Source organism: Gemmatimonadales bacterium (genome assembly GCA_036265815.1).
Classification (GTDB): Bacteria; Gemmatimonadota; Gemmatimonadetes; order Gemmatimonadales; family GWC2-71-9; genus CAVVWJ01.
The window spans coordinates 93,145-111,690 of record DATAOI010000022.1; the positions used below are offsets into that span (position 1 = coordinate 93,145).

The 18,546-nt window shown below is 69.9% G+C and carries 13 protein-coding genes; 5 read left to right on the top strand and 8 right to left on the bottom strand.

What is annotated here, in order from left to right:
* Positions 1-266: 266 nt before the first annotated feature.
* Both VHR41_03965 and VHR41_03970 read right to left on the bottom strand, forming a co-directional pair.
* The gene (locus tag VHR41_03965; GenBank protein ID HEX3233324.1) at positions 267-785 is read right to left on the bottom strand and encodes a gamma carbonic anhydrase family protein; all 519 of its coding nucleotides are present in this window, start codon (positions 783-785) and stop codon (positions 267-269) included.
* Positions 782-2,827 (bottom strand): protein kinase, encoded by a 2,046-nt coding sequence (locus VHR41_03970; protein HEX3233325.1) that lies wholly within the window; start codon positions 2,825-2,827, stop codon positions 782-784. The genes VHR41_03965 and VHR41_03970 overlap by 4 nt, the downstream gene beginning before the upstream one ends.
* Positions 2,828-3,037: 210 nt before the next feature.
* On the opposite strand from VHR41_03970, the gene VHR41_03975 reads away from it, so the two are divergent.
* The gene (locus tag VHR41_03975; protein HEX3233326.1) at positions 3,038-3,490 is read left to right on the top strand and encodes a hypothetical protein; all 453 of its coding nucleotides are present in this window, start codon (positions 3,038-3,040) and stop codon (positions 3,488-3,490) included.
* Positions 3,491-3,589: 99 nt separating this feature from the next.
* Here the strand turns inward: VHR41_03975 and VHR41_03980 are convergent, their stop codons facing one another.
* Both VHR41_03980 and VHR41_03985 read right to left on the bottom strand, forming a co-directional pair.
* Positions 3,590-5,872: a GWxTD domain-containing protein gene (locus VHR41_03980; protein ID HEX3233327.1), complete on the bottom strand. Its 2,283-nt coding sequence runs from the start codon at positions 5,870-5,872 to the stop codon at positions 3,590-3,592.
* A 119-nt stretch (positions 5,873-5,991) separates the two neighbouring features.
* Positions 5,992-8,034, bottom strand: a complete 2,043-nt coding sequence (locus VHR41_03985; GenBank protein ID HEX3233328.1) for an N-acetylmuramoyl-L-alanine amidase — start codon at positions 8,032-8,034, stop codon at positions 5,992-5,994.
* A 147-nt stretch (positions 8,035-8,181) separates the two neighbouring features.
* Between VHR41_03985 and VHR41_03990 the strand changes: the two genes are divergently transcribed.
* Positions 8,182-9,228, top strand: coding sequence for a Stp1/IreP family PP2C-type Ser/Thr phosphatase (locus tag VHR41_03990; protein HEX3233329.1), 1,047 nt, complete (start codon positions 8,182-8,184; stop codon positions 9,226-9,228).
* A 9-nt stretch (positions 9,229-9,237) separates the two neighbouring features.
* The gene (locus VHR41_03995) at positions 9,238-10,509 is read left to right on the top strand and encodes an MFS transporter (GenBank protein HEX3233330.1); all 1,272 of its coding nucleotides are present in this window, start codon (positions 9,238-9,240) and stop codon (positions 10,507-10,509) included.
* On the opposite strand, the gene VHR41_04000 is transcribed toward VHR41_03995, so the two are convergent.
* From VHR41_04000 to murQ, 3 genes are read right to left on the bottom strand one after another with little or no spacing between them, the layout of a single operon-like run.
* Complete coding sequence (locus VHR41_04000) at positions 10,510-11,949, bottom strand: glycoside hydrolase family 3 N-terminal domain-containing protein (GenBank protein HEX3233331.1); 1,440 nt, start codon at positions 11,947-11,949, stop codon at positions 10,510-10,512.
* On the bottom strand, positions 11,946-13,061 hold the full coding sequence (locus tag VHR41_04005) for an anhydro-N-acetylmuramic acid kinase (GenBank protein HEX3233332.1): 1,116 nt from the start codon (positions 13,059-13,061) through the stop codon (positions 11,946-11,948). Before VHR41_04005 ends, VHR41_04000 begins: the two co-directional genes overlap by 4 nt.
* Positions 13,058-13,981, bottom strand: coding sequence for an N-acetylmuramic acid 6-phosphate etherase (gene murQ, locus VHR41_04010; protein HEX3233333.1), 924 nt, complete (start codon positions 13,979-13,981; stop codon positions 13,058-13,060). Before murQ ends, VHR41_04005 begins: the two co-directional genes overlap by 4 nt.
* A 109-nt stretch (positions 13,982-14,090) precedes the next feature.
* Here murQ and ggt point away from each other — a divergent pair, with 109 nt between their 5' ends.
* Positions 14,091-15,809: a gamma-glutamyltransferase gene (ggt, locus tag VHR41_04015; protein HEX3233334.1), complete on the top strand. Its 1,719-nt coding sequence runs from the start codon at positions 14,091-14,093 to the stop codon at positions 15,807-15,809.
* A 38-nt stretch (positions 15,810-15,847) separates the two neighbouring features.
* Here the strand turns inward: ggt and VHR41_04020 are convergent, their stop codons facing one another.
* Positions 15,848-16,696 (bottom strand): hypothetical protein, encoded by an 849-nt coding sequence (locus tag VHR41_04020; GenBank protein ID HEX3233335.1) that lies wholly within the window; start codon positions 16,694-16,696, stop codon positions 15,848-15,850.
* Between the two features lie 64 nt (positions 16,697-16,760).
* Between VHR41_04020 and VHR41_04025 the strand changes: the two genes are divergently transcribed.
* Entirely contained in the window at positions 16,761-18,530 is a 1,770-nt protein-coding gene (locus VHR41_04025) for an ABC transporter ATP-binding protein (protein HEX3233336.1), read from the top strand.
* The last annotated feature ends 16 nt before the right edge of the window (positions 18,531-18,546 follow it).

The following is an 18,546-nucleotide window of genomic DNA, read 5'->3' on the forward strand; positions in this document are numbered from 1 at the left end:
GAAGTTCCCCGCATGCAAGTTGGAAAGAAGGAGGATGCCGCGACGGCGTCGACCCGCATCGTACGACTCAGCTCCAAAACGGAAGGCCAAAGTAGGCCAAGCTCGAAGCCCACACAATACCACGGCAAGAGCCCGTAGCTGCGTGCGATGCCGCTGCCCACATCACAAAGATAACCACGTCTCCCGCTGTGGAAAACGTGGATACCGTGTGCTCGAGTTGTGGAAGGAAAACGATGACTGCCGATCAGCCAGACGGAGACCGCGGCTCAGCCGCCGCGGGTGGCCTCGCGCAGTGGATACCGGCCGGCGCGGTGCGCGCGCGCCTGCTCCACGTAGTGCGCCCACGTCACGGCCACCCGCTCGCTCAGCGCCGCGTCGACCGGGCGCACGATCCGTCCCGGCACGCCCATGACCAGCGAGCGGGGCGGCACCTGCATGCCCTCCGGGATCACCGCGCCGGCCGCCACGACACTGCCGGCGCCGATTCGCACCTGGTTGAGCAGGATACTCCCCATCCCCACGAGACACTCGTCCTCGACCGTGCACCCGTGCAGGATGACCCGGTGGCCGACGCCGACGCGCGCCCCGATGGTACAGGGCTCGCCCTCGTCCACATGGACGATGGCGCCGTCCTGCAGGTTGGTCTGGGGACCGATGATGATCGGCGCCATGTCGCCACGGAGGACGGCGCCATACCAGACGCTCGCCTCGGCGCCGAGCGTGACGTCGCCCATGACGGATGCGGTGGGAGCGATGAAGGCGGTGGGATGAATCCCGCCGCTCATTGGGGGGCCGGCGGGAACAGCATCTGGGTCCACGCCTCGACCGGGGCCCCCTCCTTGAGCGCGGGATGCCAGGAGACCGTCCACACGAAGTTGCGCACCGCCCGCTCGAAGGTGGTGTCGTTCGACGGTCGGATCGACTTCACGTCCACCGTGCGGCCCTCGACCGACACCTTGACCCAGAGGAGTGATGGCCGGGGCGTGTCGGTGACCTCGTCCGGCAACGGCACGAAGGGCGGGTTGACCGGCTTGGGGCGCTCGTCGAAGCAGCTCGCGTCGGAGTTGTACCCCGGGCCCGGAGTGCACCGGCCAGCCAGCCGCTGGAGGATGGGCGCGCGGCGGCGAGGAAGCTCGGGCGAGCCGATCGGCGAGAGCGGAGGAGTGATCTCCTGGATCTCTCCCGGACGGACCACGAAGGTGTCGGAGTAGAAATTGAATCGCGGCGCCGACACCCCGACCGCGTGGGGGCCCGGCGCCAGCCGGGTGACCGGCTCGCTCACCGGCCGCTCATCGATCATCACGGTGGAGCCCCGCGGCAGGCCCACAATGCGGATCCCTCCACTGTCGACCGGTCCGGTCCCGCCGCTCGGCGTGGAGTCGCCGAGGTTGGCCGGCGCATCGGGTGGCCGAGGCGGGGTCCGGACCACGGGAGCGGGAGCGGACGAGGACGGCGCAACTGGGCTCGGCGCGGGATCGGGACGCGGCGCCGGGGTGCTCGCGGCGGTGGTATCCCGCCGAGCCCCGGTATCGGCCGGCGCCAGAGCGGCGGAGTCGGCCGCGACGCCCTGCCCCGCGGCGAAGCCGTGAGCCTTGTAATAGTAGAGGCCGCCGCCTCCGCCCCCCAGGATCGCCAGGACCACCCAGAGCCAGGTCCAGCCGGATGAACCCCCTCGCATGGCCAACGAGCGGTCGGCCACCCGGCGCGGCAGGTCCCGCCGCTCCAGCGGGGTAACCCGCCGGTTCACCAGCGGCGACTCGAGCGGGGTGGTGGGCTGACTCACGATGATCGGCGGCCCACCGGCGATCGGGCTCGCCGATGCCGAGGGCCGGCCGCCGGACCCGACACCCGCCGCCACTGCCGAGGCGCGCATCGCCCCGGGTGCCGCGGTGGGCTGTCCCTGAATCGAAGCCACCAGCTCTTCGCAGCTCTGGAACCGATCGGCCGGGTCCTTCATGAGCATGCGCTTGATCACCTCGAAGATCCGCCGCTCGTCCGCGGTGATCAGCGATGGTGTCGGGATGGGCTCGGTGATGTGCTTGTAGCCGATTGAAAAGCTGTCTTCCCCGTCGTAGGGGACGGTGCCAGTGAGGCACTGGTAGGCCACCACGCCCAGGCTGTAGATGTCGCTCCGCCCGTCGATGCTCTGGGCCCGCGCCTGCTCCGGACTCATGTAGTGGGGCGTGCCGATGGACATCCCCGTCCCGGTGAGCTTCTGGCCCGACGCGGCCTTGGCGATGCCGAAGTCGGTCAGCACGCACTGACCGAACTCGTCGAACATGATGTTGTCGGGCTTGATGTCGCGGTGCACGATGCCGCGCTGCGCCGCGTAGCCCAGGGCGCTTCCTGCCTCCAGCAGCAGCCGCCGGATCTCGGGTGGGGTGAGCTTCTTCTTCCGCTCTCCGAGGACGGTGGATAACGAGCCGCCCCGCAGGAACTTCATCACGAAGTAGATGACCCGGCCAGCGCGACCCACCCGGTAGATCGAAATGATGTTGGGATGCTCGAGCTGGGCCGCGGTGCGCGCCTCGCGCTGGAACCGCTCCACGAACTCGGCGTCGAACGCCAGCGAGAACGGCAGGACCTTGATCGCCACTTCGCGCTCGAGCTGGCGATCCCGGGCGCGATACACCATGGCCATGCCCCCGCGGCCCAGCTCCTCGACGATATCGTACTCGGCGGCCAGCGCCTCCCGGACGAGATCGGTCTCATGGAGCGCCCCGGTGGCGATGGCGTGAACCGGGGTGGTGGCCATGAGGTCGAGACCGCAGGAGGGGCAGAACTTCGATTTTCCGGTGATCTCGCTTCCGCAGCGGGAGCAGAACATGGGGGCAAGCTACCCTTCCGGCTTAGGGAGTCAAGCGGATCTCGTGGCGTATCGCGAGAGCCCTTGCGGACGGCATGAGCGCTGCCGTCCTCACTCCACCGCGTGCCCCGAGAGACTTGTGGCACGGCACATGCACATCGCGCGCCGAGTGCCCGGCTTCTGGCGCCTCATTCCCGGTCCAGCCATCCCCATCGTTCCAGCGGAGAGCCCGTGGTACCGTATCACACGATCGCCTTCAGCCAGCAGAAGCTCCGCGCCGCCCTGCGCCGTGCCGCCGGTCAGGATCCTGCCTTCACCTATGGCTTCGTGGTCCATTCCCGGCGTTACAGTGATCACCCCACGCTGGGGCTGATCACCCTGCACGGCGAGAGCCTGGCCCTGAATGAGCGGTTGCTCAGGTCCCTGGATGGCGCCTCGCTCTGGCTGTTCGGCCACGCCCGGATCACCCTGGGCGCCGGCAGCCCCGTGGACTCCGCCGAAGGCAGCAAGGCCGATCCGGCCGACCACCCGCTGTCATCCCTGCTGATGCACATCGCGACCTTCGACACCACCGCCGGCATCACCCAGCACCTGGTTCAGGTCGAGGCGCTGGTCAAGGCCGAGACGCTGGTCCAGCCGCTCCTGGTGCTCACCCATGCCCGCCCGGCGGCCTGGCCGATGTAAGGCCCTGGTTCCCAGGCGCTCGAAGGACGACCCCTCTTGGGAATCCAAGAGGGGTCGGCTGTTTTCCAGACCTCGTCGACCGCGCGGTCCAGCCCAGCGTCAATCCGCCACGACCTTGAACGTCTGTTCCCGGCGGTCCTTGCGGCCGGCGCCGTCGGTCAGCAGGACTTCTAGTGTGTACGTGCCCGGCTTGAGACTCTCGAGCTTGAGGATCCTGTGGGCCGACTCGACCAGGGAGGTGGCGTGCGCGTCGAACTTGAGACTCAGGGCGGCGGAGCCGCCGCCGAAGATCTTCTTGAAGATTCCCCCGCCCCCGCCCTGACGACGCACGGCCACCCGCACCGAGTACGGACTCCCGCTTTCCAGTCCCTCGACCTCGTAGTACAGCTCCATATCCTCGGTGCGCTTGAACGTGTGCAGCGGGTTGAACAGGACGGTGTCGCCGGGACCGCGGTTCCACTGCAGGTTGGTCGACCGGTTGCCGAGCACCAGATCGCTCAATGCGATCGTGCTGGCCGTCGGCTGGCCGATGCGGATGGTATCCCGAGGGAGCACGACTCCGGATTCCTCGCCTTGCTGAACGGCCAGCCGGTACTCGTACTGCCCGGCCGGTACCGGAACCGAGACCCGGCCGACCAGGTACTCCTCCGCCGGCACCGGAGCGGGGGCCACGAAATGGCGGGTGGAATCGAGCGAGGCCACCACCCGGCCCGAGCGATCGGTGGCGGCGAAGCGCACCCGGACCGAGTAGAGAAAGCCTCGGGTGACGGTCACCGGCTCCAGGCTCTTCCCCGCGATGGCATAGGCGATCTGGGCCTCGCTCCCGGCCGAGTCGTGTCCCACGGCGAGGACTTCGGTCTGCACTTTGAGCTCGGCCGGGAAGCGGAGCTCGTAGCTGTCGCTGGTGGTCCCTTCCGCGATGCTCTCCTGGCCCACCCGCCGCTCTTCCGTCTGATAACGGCTGCTGCCGATCTGTCCGGCGTTCTCCAGCCGCTGGTAGATCGGCGAGAGCTGCTCGCGGGAGACCATGAGCTGCTCGGCCATCGGGTTCTGGTCGGCTCGGTCGCCCCGGAGCGCGATGGTGCTGCTGAAGCCGAGCACGTCGAACAGGCTCTCGACCAGCTTGAAATCCTGCACATCTTCCCGGGCAACGAAATGGAAGATCAGGTCGCCCTCGGGGCGGCTGTAGCGCCAGGATTCGTTGGGCTCGAGGCCCGGTGCCGCGTAGGTGGCCCGGGTGGTGGGCTCCCCGTGACGGATGTAGATCACGCCACGATCGTCGAAGTCGCGGCTCCCGGAGCGATAGCGCTCCACGATATCGTAGTGGCGGTTCAGTGAGGTGAGCTGGAAATTCTTTCGGGCGTAGAACAGCCGGCGGTAGTGCTCCCGCAGCCGCTCTCCCTCGGACCGGAGATCGATCCGGTCGCGCTGGGTCCAGAATCGTTTGAGGTAGGCGGCCCGCTGGGCGCCGTGGGCCTGGTCGAACTCACGCATGACGCTGTCAGGCGCGATGGTGGCGAGATCGGCACGGTACCCGGCGATGCCGGCCGAATCGTCGAGCGCGGCGCCTTCATAGTAGGGAGCCGCACCATCGAAGCGGCCCAGGAGGAACAGGGTGCGGGCGATCTCCAGCTGGCCCAGGCTCCGGTTGTTGCCGCGGGCCAGATATCCCTGGAAGGCCACCAGCGCGGAATCCCCGTCTCCCACCTCGCGCTCCACCCGGCCGCGCGCCAGGAGCACGAGGGGATCGCTGCTGGCCGGAGTGGAGGCTGCGCGGCGTAACGCGTCCAGGGCCACTCCCAGCTTGATGTTCACCCGCTGCCGCAGCGCGGTGTTGGCCAGCTCGACCAGACCGCGTACGAACCCGGGATCCACCTCCGCCGACTTGGCGAGGGCCATGGCGGAGCGGGTCAGGGCGTCCTTCCCCAGCATGGTCTTGAGCCCGGTGACGAAGGAGATCTGGGAATCGCCCACCCCGTATTCGGCCAGCCCCATGCCGTACCAGGAGTAGGGCCAGTTGGGTTGCAGATCGATGGCCCATTGGAACTCGGACGCCGCGTCGTCGTAATGGGCCTGGCCTCCCAGCTCGCCCAGGCGAAGCGAGAGAAACCCGAGGCGGAGGTGCCCCATGGCATTGTTCCGATCGGCCTTCGCCGTCTCGATCATCCGCTTCTCCAGTGCCAGCAGGGCGGTCGAGTCGACGGTGCCGCCGAGCGAGTCGCGAAAACGCTCCAGGTCGGCTCGGTCGGGGGCCGTCTGGGCGAGCAGCCGGGACGCCGGCGCGCTGGTGCCCAGGGCGAGCAATCCGATCAGGCAGCCCCGGGTAAAACCGGAGATGCGGTGCGGGACGGGCGGATGGCGGAGCGGGAACAGGATGACCATCAGTTGGACCCTCGAACGGGCATTCGGCGGCGGTACCATCTCACGGGGGCGTCACCTCGGGCGACGGGGCGGGACACCGGTGTAGGAGACGACCGGGAGAGCCCACCCTCCACATGACGCTAGTCCTCGCGGGCGCGCTCGCGGAGAAAGTTCCGGATGCCGTCGAACACGGCCTGGGCATAGAGCTGCTGCCCGCGTGGATCGCGGAGCGCGGCTTCCTGGTCGGGCAGGATCATGAACAGTCCTTCCGTGAGCACCGACGGCATCCAGGTGCCGCGGACCAGGGCCAGGTCCCCCCGGCCGATGCCCAGGTCCCGCAATCGCAGCTGCCGCACCAGCTCGGTCTGGACCGCGCGCGCGAGCGGCACGCTGCGAGACTGATTGTAATACACGCTGGTGCCGTTGTTGAGGAACGGATTGATCCCGTCGGGCAACGCGTTGTTGTGGATCGACACCAGCAGCTCCGCGCCACCCAGCTCCGCCTGCCGGACCCGGGGCCAGAGCTCGACCGGGGTGTCGCTCGTCCGGGTCATCAGTACGTGGGCCCCCGCCGCCGTGAGCAGAGCGCGGAGCCGTTCCGCCACCGCGAGGTTGGCGACGGCCTCCCTGAGACCCGTCGGACCGGTGGCACCGGCGGGTGGATGGCCCGGATCGACGGCGATCACCCGCCCCTTGAGCGGGTCGGCCTCATCGATCGCGGGCGGGCGCCGCACGTCGAGCAGCAGATCGCCGTTCTCCCAGTGGGTCCGGTAGCCCCACAGCGAGTTGGCCAACTCCACCGTGAGCGTCACCTCGTCCGCGGCGGGCTGCCCCCAGGTCACCCGGCGGATGAGGGAGTCGCTCGGCCCGTAGCGCACCCAGTTCACGTCGCCCACCACGCCGTAGAGGTGGAGCACCAGGGCATGATCGCTCTCCACCAGCTCGAACGGCACCTGTTGCGTGACCGGGACCCGCAGTGTGACGCGGTCGGGCTGGGGCGTGAGTCGCACCGATCCGACGATTCCGCGGGGCACCGGGAGGCCGCGCTGGAGCGGGCGAGCGTCCGCGGCTGGGATCCACGCGTCGGACTCGGCGGAGAGCCGGATTCGAAGCTCATCGTTCTCGCGACCGATCACCTCCGCCCGGGTGCCGGTCGGGAAGAACCAGTGATACGTGCCGCCGGGGAGTGCCCGACCCACCGTGAGACTGTCGCTGGTGCCCAGACCCGAGGTGTCGTCGTTGAACTGGGCGATGACCGGCACGGTATCGAGCAGGGAGACCTGCAGTGGCCAGCGTGTCCGCGCCGTGTCGCTGCCGACGATGACCTCGACCCGGGCCCAGGCGGAATCCGGCGGTTGGATGCTCGGGAGGACCGCAGGGCAGTCCGGCTGCACCCCACAATGCCCTGCGGCCAGAGCCAGCACGCGAGAGAGGAACGGATCGCGGGGAAGGACCGGTCCGGGATCGGGACCGACTGGCCTGCCGCGGAGCAGACCGACGTAGCTGTCGCGCCGGAGCCGGGCCTCCAGCTTGGTGGTGTCGCGGTCGAAGACTCGCACCGCCGTGGGCACCGGCGCGGGCTGAGGCACCGCCGTCAGCGGGACCACCGTGCCGTCCGGCAAGTGGAGGCGGACGAGCGCCCCTTCGGCCGCGCTGGCGCTCAAGCTCAGATACTCGTCGCGTGCCACCCAGACCTGCCCCCGCGGCGCCAGCGAGAGCGAATCGACCCAGGCGGCTCCAACGGTCTGGCGCCCGCGATCCGGCAGGAGCCGGTGGACCACGTAGGTCAGACGCGCCGAATCGGTCGCGGTCCGAGCCTCGAGCTGGAACTGCATGAGGCTGTCCCGCGGGAACGGGAGCCAGGCGAGCCAGGCTCCATTGGGCCACACGTGCACCGGCGTTCCATTGACCGTGAGGCGGGCCTCCCCGGTGCCGGTCGAGCCCAGGAGAAAGCTGGAGTCGCGCAGCTCGAGGAGCGCATCCGGCGGCGGATACACCACCCGGAGGTCGAGCGCACCATGCGCCGCCGGAACCGGCGGCAATGCAGCCGAGGTCGCCGCGGAATCGGCGGGCGCACGCGGCGGGCCGCCGCGCTTGGGCAGTACCGGTACGGCCGGCCGGTGGGCGCAGGCGGCTGCCAGAGCAAGCAGCCCGACCCATCCCAGGCATCGTTTGGCGACCATGGCTGCAAGGTACACGTTGACTATGACTTACAGCAAAGGGACGTTGACGCTCCTCGGAGCGCTCTCTAGATTCTGACACCCTTGCCATCGAGCGGACCCCCAGGAAGGGATTTCGCGAGTGACTCTCGCCGCTGCTGTTGCTTGCGCATGACGCGAGCTCCTGTCCGGGCCGCTGTCTTCGGCAAGACCGACCTCGGACGCACCCGGGAGCACAACGAGGACACTTTTCTCGTCGCTGATCTCAGCACGGGCAACGCCAGCCTGCAACCGGAGGTCCGCGAGCACGAGATCGGCCCGCGTGGCTCGCTGTTCATGGTGGCGGACGGGATGGGCGGCGCCGCCGCGGGTGAGCTGGCCAGCGCGATGGCGGCGGATCTGATCTATCGTCACCTGGCCACTGCGTGGGCCCGGGACGCCGACGCGAGCGCGGAGCGCTTTGCGTTTCGAATGAAGGAGGCGGTCGAGCTCGCCAACGAGCAGATCTACGGCTATGCCCGGGAGCATCCCGAGGTCCGCGGCATGGGCACGACGGTCACCGCCGCGGGCGTGTTCGGCGAGGATCTCTACGTCGCCCAGATCGGCGACAGCCGGGGCTATCTGGTCCGCAACGGCGAGGCGATTCAGCTGACCAAGGACCAGTCCCTGATGCAGCGCCTGGTGGACGCCGGCGAGCTGACCGAGGAGGAGGCCGAGCAGAGCGAGCGGCGCAACATCATCCTGCAGGCGCTCGGTCCGGACCCGCGGGTACGGGTAGACCTCACGCATCAGGTCCTCCGCCGCGGCGACACACTCATCCTCTGCTCCGACGGACTCTCGGGATCAGTGCGGCGGGAGGAGTTCGCCCAGGTCGCCATGGAGCAGAAGGATCTCCCATCGCTCTGCTCCAAGCTCATCGACCTGGCCAACGAGCGCGGCGGGCCCGACAACATCACGGTGGTGGCGGCGCGATTCGATGGCGAAGGGTTGCCGGAGCCGACCGAGAGCGAGGGGGTCGGCTACCGGGTGTACCACCTGGCCGACGTGGACGACACCGTGGAGCCGACTCCCGAGGAGGCTCCCCCACCCCCGCCGGCCAGCGCGCCGGTCGAGGCGCCCCCCGTCCCACCGGCCCCGCGCACCGGCCACGGCCGCGAGATACTGGCCTGGCTGGCGATCCTCTGTCTGCTGGCGGCGCTGTTGGCGTTCTGGCTATGACGTCGCCCCTTGCCGCAGGCTGAGCACGCCCCTGCTCCGCCGATCCAGAGCCCTCTCCGCGTTCGGCTGACCTGGCTCGCGGCCCTCTCGTTCGCCTCGGGCTTCCCGTTTGGTCTGGTCAACGAGACGCTGCCGGTCTACCTGCGCACCCATGGCGCCGGTCTGGTGGAGATCGGCCTGGTGAGCGCCGTCAGCTTTCCCTGGACGTTCAAGTTCGTCTGGTCGCCACTGGTGGACCGGCTGGGCACCCGACGGCAGTGGATCGCGGCCTGCCTGGCCGGACTCACGCTGCTCACGCTGGTGTTCAGCCGGGTGGATTACCAGACGCTGATGCAGCCCGCCTGGCACTCGGTCGGCGGCCATCTGGCCGGCGCGGCGGCCCTCCTCTCACGGCCGTTCTGGATCGCTCTCCTTCTCATGGTGGTTCTCTCCGCGACGCAGGACATCGCGATCGACGCGTATACCATCGAGGTCACCACCACCCAGGAGCTCGGCGTCGCCAACTCGGTGCGGATCGCCGCCTACCGGATCGCGATGTTCATCGCCGGCGGACTGCTCATCTGGCTGGCCGGAAGGGTGGATTGGCCGACGTCATTCCAGGTCGGCACGATGATCGTTGCCGGGCTCACCCTGCTGGCGCTGCTGCTGCCCACCCCTGCCCGTTCCGCCGGCCCACCGGTGGCGATCTGGGAGCCGTTGCGGGCCCTGGTGCGGCGGCCGGGGATCTGGGCAGTCGCGCTGTTTGCCATGCTGTTCAAGCTCGATATCTACGCCATGGACCCGATGACCCGCCCGTTCTGGGTGGACCGCGGCTTCACGCTGGAGGAGATCGGGGCCATTCTGACCACCGGGCGCATCCTCGCGACGGTGGCGGGGGCGGTGCTGGGAGGCGTGCTCACCACGAAATGGGGAATTTTCCGGGCCCTCTGGGTCTTGGGGCTGGTGCAGGCCCTCTCCAGCCTGGGCTACGCGGGGGCTGCCGTGGCCGCGCCGTCCAAGCCGCTCCTCGCGGCGGTGGCGCTGTTCGAGAATTTCGCCCATGGGCTGGGCACCGCGGCGTTCGTCGCCTTTCTGATGTCGGTGTGCGAGCGCCGCTATGCCGCCACCCAGTACGCGGTGCTCTCCGCGCTGCTGGCACTGGGGCGCACGGTGGCCGGCGCCGCCTCCGGCGCCCTCGCCGAGCACCTGGGCTACGGCCATTACTTCCTGGTGACCTTCCTCCTGGGGCTGCCGGCGTTCGGGCTACTTCCCGCGATTCGGAACGCGGCCGCGCACGACTGATCAACCCACCCGCCGTCGCAGCCAGCGCGCCACCGCCTCCTGCATCAGACGCTGGCGATGCCAGGCGAGCAGCACCGGCGCGTCACTGGGAATCTCCTCCAATAGACGCGGATGCCCGAAGAGCACGATGAGATCGGCATCGGGCGCGGAGTTGGCGAGAGCGTCACGCGCGGCGGGGCCGAAGCCGGATCGCCCCTTCCAGGCCCGTGGCTCGGCGAAGGCGAGGACCACCCGTGCGCCACCGGTGTAGCGGCCCATCAGCTCCTCCCCCAGGGCACGCTGAGTCCAGTCGCTGGGCCCGGGCGGATAGGGGCCGCCGAGGTCGTCGTCCACCACGACCATGTCCAACGGGCCGGCCAGACGGAAGACGTTCCCCCGCAGCAGTCCCTGCTCCAGCAACGCGTCCGCCAGGGCCTCCGCCGAGTCGAAGGGTCCGCGGGTCACCGGAGGCGTGGGACTGCTGGCGGCGTCGACGGCGCGCTGGTAGCGCCGCAGCGACTCGGCCAGGCGTTGCTGGGGAATGGCGCCGCTGGTGAGCGCCGAGAGCAGCGCATCCCTGACCCGGCGCGCGTCGTTGGGATAGAGCAGCAGGTCCACCCCGGCCTGGATCGCCTCCACCGCGGCATCCGACTCGCGCCGGCCCACCAGCGCTCCGTCCATGATGAGTGCGTCGGTCACCACCAGGCCGTCGAAGCCCAGCCGCTCGCGGAGCTCTCCCAGAATGGCGGGTGAGATGGTGGCGGGGAGACCGGACGCGTCGAGTGCCGGGTAGGCCACGTGCGCCGTCATGATCGACGCGACTCCACTTTCCACGGCGACGCCGAACGGCAGGAGATCGCTGGCCCGGAGCGCTTCCGCGTCCTCCGAGACCACGGGCAGCGCCACGTGGGAGTCCACCTCGGTGCGCCCATGGCCGGGGAAGTGCTTGGCGCAGGCGAGCGCACCGGCATCCTGGCAGCCTTCGATCCAGCTCCGCACGAAGGTGGCGACCCGGTTGGGGTCGGCCCCGAAGGCGCGGGTCTGCACAATGGGATTCTCCGGGAGCACATCGAGATCGGCGACCGGGGCGAAGACCCAGTTGATGCCGACGGCCCGCGCCTCCTGTGCCGTCACCGACCCGGCCCAGCGAACGACCGCGGCGTCCTCCAGGGCGGCGAGCGCGGCCGGCGGGGGGAACTCGGTCAGCCCTTCGACCTGCTGGCCTGCGCCGCGCTCGAGGTCGGAGGCAATGAGCAGCGGCCGGCCCGCCCGGCGGAGCAGGTCGGCGGTGAGCCGGCGCACCGCCTCCACTGTGCCGCCGAAGAGGATGAAGCCCCCGACGCCGAGCGCCAGCGCATCGGCGATGGTGGCCGCCTCATGGGCGAAGCCGCCCTCGGGCCGCCAACGGAGCGCGGGCATGATGAGCCGGGCCGGCTCCAGCGGCGTCGTGGGCGTGGTCACGCCGGGGTCACCGTGCCGAGCACCCGGGGACCGCGGGCACCGGTGGCGGATGGCACGTTGCCCGGCTGTCCATGGACGGTCAGGTAGCCCAGGAGCGCGAACGCCACCGCCTCCTTGGCGTCGCCGGGAAAGAAGAGATCGCTGAACCGGAGCAGCGGGTGATGGCCCGGCAAGGCCGCGAGCTGTCGCTCCAGCGACGCCATCAGCACCGGGTGATGGCACCCGCCTCCCGATGCCACCACCTCCGCGTCGCCGGTGGTCCAGCAGCCGACGGCCCGGGCCACGGTGCAGGCCGTGAGCTCCACCGCCGTGGCGACGCCATCCGACCCTGGGACGCGTCGGTGAAGGGTCCGGGCGTAGCCGTCGCCGAATCGCTCGCGGCCGGTGCTCTTGGGCGGCGGTGCCCCGAAGAACGGATCGCGCATCAGCTCAGCGAGCACCGACCCGTCCGGCCGACCGGCGGCGGCGATATGGCCATCGAGGTCGAAGGTGCAGCCCGGCTCGACCAGCCGCGCGAGCGCGTCGATCACCGCGACACCGGGTCCGGTGTCGAAGGCGAGCACGCCCGACTCCACGGCGCGGCGGGGAACATACGTGAGATTGGCCATGCCTCCGATATTCAGCAGAATCCGGGGGGTCTCGCTCGAGGCAAAGAGCAGGACGTCCGCCATCGGCACCAGCGGCGCTCCCTGCCCGCCCGCGGCCACGTCGCGCGCGCGGAAGCCGCTCACCACCCGAACGCCGAACCGCTCGGCGAGCACGGCGGGCTCGCCCAGTTGCCAGGAGACGGTGGGCGGCTCGTGCCAGATGGTCTGCCCGGGGAAGGCGATCACGTCGAGCTCGGACGCCGGAACTCGAGCCTGGATCAGCAGCCCTTCCACCGCCTCGGCCGCCCACTCGGCGAGACGCACGTGAAGCCGGGCGAGAAACGCGCTGTCGCCGCCAACCAGGCCCCGCTGGATGTCGGCCCGCTCGGCCTCGCCGTAGGGCCGGGTGACGAACTCGAGCAGCCGGGCGTGGGTGGGGCCCTCGAGCTGAACCAGTGCGGCGTCGATGCCGTCCAGCGAGGTGCCCGACATCAGCCCGACCGCGAGCGAGGGGCGTTCGGTCATCCGGAGACCGGCGGCGGATCGCCGACGACCACCCGAAGGCGGCCGGCGTGCTCGGCGAGAAGACGCTCGGCCTCTTCGCGGGACACGCCGCGCCGGGCCATCACGATCGCCGTCTTGACGCTGCCCTCGGCGCCGTCGAGCACCGCACGCACCGCGTCACGCGGCAGGCCGGTGGTCTCCATGAGGATGCGTTGGCTCCGGTCCACCAGCTTGTCGTTCCAGGCGCGGAGATCCACCATGAGATTGCCATAGATCTTGCCCAGTCGAATCATGGCGCCGGTGGTGAGGGTATTGAGCACCAGCTTGGTGGCGGTGCCGGCCTTCATCCGGGTCGAGCCGGTCACGATCTCGGGGCCCACCAGCACGGTGATGCACACGTCGCAGGTCTCCTGCAGCAGCCGCGGCGGTGGTGAGCAGGAGACTAGCGCGGTGCGGGCGTCCAGGGTCTGCGCGCGCGAGAGTGCCGCTCTGACGTACGGTGTAGTGCCGCTCGCCGCGATGCCCACAACCACGTCGTTCGGTCCGACCCGGCGGGCGTCCATTTCGGCAAGACCGGCGTTGACGTCGTCCTCGGCGCCCTCGATCGAGCGGACCAGCGCCGGCAAGCCGCCCGCGATGATGCCGACGACCATCTCGGGCGGGGTGCCGAACGTGGGAGGGCATTCGGCCGCATCGAGCACGCCGAGCCGACCGCTGGTGCCGGCCCCGACGTAAAGGAGCCGGCCGCCGACACGGAAGGCGGCCTCGATCAGATCGATGGTACGCGCGATCTCCAGCCGCGCCTGGGCCACGGCGGGGGGGACGGTGGCGTCCTCGGCCCCGATGAGATCGACGATCTCCAGGGCGGAAGCGGTATCGATCGTGGAGCTGCGGGGGTTGCGCCGTTCGGTCAGGCGCGGATCGAGGTAGTCGTCAGCCACGCGAGCAGGCGAATGGGAGTATCCGGGCGCGAACCTGACGCTAAATTAGAGCCCGACCGTCGCCCGGGGCAACCTCCCCGGCTCCCCGACACCACACCACGAGGCTCGCGTGCGAATCGATCGCCTGCTGCCGGTTGTCATGCTGGTCCTGCCGCTCGCGTGTGCCCACCACGGCGAGAGCGCGACGGAGACGGGCCTCCGTCCCGAGTGGCGCTTCGCCGGCAAGGCCGGGGTGGCGGAGGGCCGCGCGGCCATGGTGGTGTCGGGAAGCCCGCTCGCGAGTGAGGTGGGCCGGGAAATACTCCGTGCGGGCGGGAACGCGGTCGACGCGGCGGTAGCGGTGGGGTTCGCGCTCGCCGTGGTTCACCCGGAGGCGGGCAACCTGGGCGGCGGCGGATTCATGGTGATCCGTCCGCGGGACGGGGCGGTCCAGACACTCGACTACCGGGAGACGGCGCCCGCCCGCGCCACCCGCGACATGTATCTGGACGACAAAGGACAGCCGACCGACCGGAGCCTCACCGGCGCGCTCGCGGCCGGCGTGCCCGGTGCGGTGGCGGGCTTGACCGAGGCACATCACCGGTACGGACGCCTGCCGCTGGCCCGCCTGCTCGAGCCCGCCATCCGGCTGGCGCGCGACGGCTTCGCGGTAGATGTCTACCGGAGTGAGTCGATCCGGGAAGACAGCGCCCGCCTCGCGCTCTTCCCGGCATCCCGGGCCAGCTTCCTCCCCTCCGGCCGGCCGCCGGTGCCGGGGACGACGCTCCGGCAACCCGATCTCGCCGCCACGCTCCAGGCAATCAGCGACAGCGGCGCTGCCGGCTTCTATCGCGGGCGGGTGGCCGATCTCATCGTGGCGGAGATGGCGCGCGGCGGCGGGATCATGTCGCGGGACGACCTGGCCGGCTATCGCGCCATCTGGCGGGATCCGATCGTGGTGGCGTATCACGGCTACACCATCTACTCCATGCCGCCGGCGTCGTCGGGCGGTGTCACCATGGGCGAGATCCTGAACATCATGGAGGGATATTCGCCGCTGCCGCGGTTCGGCTCGGCCGAGCTGATCCACCGGGAGGCCGAAGCGATGCGGCGCGCCTTCACCGACCGGAACACCTATCTGGGCGACCCCGCGTTCGTCCGCAACCCGGTGGACCGGCTGCTCTCCAAGGCGTACGCCGCCGAGCAGCGGCGGAGCATCGGCCAACGAGCGACCCCGACGCCCAAGTTCGATCCTTCGGTCCGGAGCGGCGCGTCGACCACGCATTATTCGGTGGTGGACGCCGAAGGCAACGCCGTGAGCTGCACCACGACGCTCAACGACAGCTACGGTGCCGCGGTCACGGTGACCGGCGCCGGCTTCCTGCTCAACGACGAGATGGACGATTTCGCCACGGCGCCTGGCAAACCCAACATGTACGGCCTGGTCCAGGGTGAGGCGAACGCGATCGCGCCGGGAAAGCGGATGCTGTCGGCGATGACCCCGAGCATCGTCCTCGATCCTGAGCGGCGGCTCTATCTCGTGCTGGGGACGCCCGGCGGGCCGCGGATCATCACGATGGTCTACCACGTCATCTCCAACGTGATCGACCACCGGATGACGCTGCCCGATGCCGTGGCCGCGCCGCGGATGCACCATCAGGGACTCCCCGACAGCATTCAGACCGAGACAGGCGCGTTTCCGGAGGCCACGCTGGACAGCTTGCGGGCGCGGGGCCACGCGATCGAGGCCCGCGGATACTGGGGCGATGTCGAGGCGATCATCCGGGCGCCCGCTGGCTGGGAAGGGGTCAGCGATCCCCGACGCGGAGGCGGCGGCGCCGGGTACTGATCGGCGCCGCCGCTTCTCCTTCGACGAACTACACCGACTCAGCTCTGGGCGACGAACTTCTGGTCCAGCGTGACGGTCACGGTGGTCCCCTGAGGGAGCACCACGTCACGGTCCTTGGTCTCCACCGCGCGCTGCGCCCCGATGGCACCGCCGATGATGCCGCCGATGACGGCGCCCTTGGTGCTGCCGCCGAGCACCCGGCCGACGACCGCACCCGCGCCGGTCCCCACCCCAACCTTCGCGATGTCACCCGCGCCGGTCTTGCGGCCCTCCAGCTTCGTCTTCACGCCGGTGATCGAGGCGGTGATCGGGTGAGACGCGCCGTTGATGGAGACGGCGGTCGGCTTGACGGTGAGCGTGCCGGTGGTGTCGCCCTTGTTTTCCGACTCCTTGATGGCGGTGATCTGGAGCGTCACCTGAGAGCCCGCCGGAATGACCACTTTGCCGGAGGCGTCCTTCACGTCGCTGCCGACGGTGGCCGTCACCTGGTCACCCACCTTGTTCTTCTGCGAGCGGATCTCGGCATCGGTGGTGGCCGAGATGGTCGTGCCGGCCGCTAGTGCGGAGGCGGCCGCCGGGGCCGCGGCGGGAGGAGCGGCGCTGGGCTGCGGAGCCGGGGCCGCCGCCGGCGCGCTCGGCTTGGGCTTGGGAGCCGCGGGCTTCGGCGCCGGCTTGGGGGCCGCCGGCTTCGGTGCCGGCGTGGCCGCGGGCGCCGCCGAGCTGGCGGTGTCCGCCGAGGGCTGATCGTTCAATGGCGCGGTGGAATCCACCGGGGCCAGCTGCAGGTCGCGGCTCAGACTGTCGGCCGACGCCACATCACGGCGGTCGCTCCGGCCGCAGGCCGCGACGGAGATAAGGGTGAGCGCCGCGAGCATCGTTCTCGACATCGATACCTCCTCATTGATGTGACTTGCCGGGGTTCCGCGGCTCGGTGACATTTCAGCCACTCTTATGCGCGAGCTGCGATCCCTCCTGCCCTACCTCAGGCCCTACACCCGAACCTACACGCTCGGGCTGGTCCTGGTGGTCGTCTCCAACAAGTTTGCAACTCTCGGACCGCGCTATATCGAGCGGGCCATCGACGCCCTGCGCCAAGGCTCGGCGTTCAAAGAGGTGCAGATCGCGCTCGCGCTGCTGCTCGCCGTGGCGCTCGCAGGGGGTGTGGCGCGGTACGGCATGCGCGAGTTGCTCAACAGCGGTAGCCGCCGCGTCGAGACCGACCTGCGGGACCATCTCTTCCATCACCTGCAGCGGATGTCGGCGGAATTCTACGACCGGTACCCCACGGGCGATGTGATGGCCCGCACCACCAACGACCTGCTGGCTGTCCGGATGGTGGCCGGCCCGGCGCTCATGTATCTGGTGGATACTACTATACGGGCGTTGCTAATTGCACCTGCCATGGTCTCGATCAGTCCTCGGCTGACCGCCATGGCGTTCATCCCGCTGCTGGGGCTCCCGGTGGCGATGATCTCGCTGGGACAGCGGGTCCACCAGCGCAGCCAGGCCATCCAGGCACAGTTCAGCAGTCTCACCAGCCAGGCGCACGAGAACCTGTCCGGTGTGCGGGTGGTCCGGGCCTACCGGCAGGAGCAGGCCGAGATCGCCGCCTTCGAGCGGTTGAGTAAGGACTACCTGCGCCGGAACCTCCAGCTCGCCCGGGTGCAGGGGCTCTTCTTCCCGCTGCTCACCATGCTGGGTGGATTGAGCGCGGTCGTGGTGCTCTACATCGGAGGCCAGCTAGTGATGGCGGGTCGGGTGACGGTCGGCGAGTTCGTCGCGTTCGGTGTGTATCTGGGGATGCTGGTCTGGCCCATGATCGCGCTCGGTTGGGCGGTGAACCTGGTGCAGCGCGGCGCGGCGTCGATGGGACGCATCAACGAGCTCTTCGCCCAGCGGCCCGCCATCACCGGGCCGGCGGTGCCTGAGCGCCTTCCACCGGCCCGCGGCGGACGCTCGGTCGAGTTCCACGGCGTCCGGTTCGCCTACCCCGGCGCCGCCGATCGGGGAGCGGTGCTGGAAGACATCTCCTTCCGGGTGGAGGCGGGACGCTCGCTGGCCATCGTCGGGGCCACCGGGTCGGGCAAATCGACGCTGGTCGATCTTCTGGTGCGGGCCTACGACCCCGACCGCGGCGCGATCCTGCTGGATGGCGTCGACGTGCGCCGCCTCTCGCTGACCGAGCTCCATCGCGCCATCGGGTTCGTCCCGCAGGAGACCTTCCTCTTCAGTGACACGGTCCGCGAGAACGTGCTGCTCGGCGCGCCGGATGATGGTCGGCTGGACCGGGTGGCGGAGGTGGCGCAGCTCACCGAAGCGCTCCCCGCGCTGCCGGACGGCTACGAGACACTGTTGGGCGAGCGCGGTATCAACCTCTCGGGTGGCCAGAAGCAGCGCGCGGCGATCGCGCGCGCCCTGGCCCAGGATCCGCCGGTCTTCGTGCTGGACGACGCCCTGAGTGCGGTGGACGCGCACACCGAGGCCAGGATCCTTCGTGCGCTGCGCGGGGCGCTGGAAGGGCGGACCAGCATCATCGTCTCCCATCGGCTGGCCGCCGTGCGGGACGCGGACTGGATACTGGTGCTGGACGAGGGGCGGATCGTCGAGCAAGGCATTCACCTCGAGCTCATCGGCCGGGGAGGGCGCTATTGGGAGCTGCTGCGCCGGCAGCAGCTCGAGGAGGAGCTGGAGGAAGAGGAGGTCGGCGGCAGCCCGGCCTAGGGGAGCGAGCCCGCGC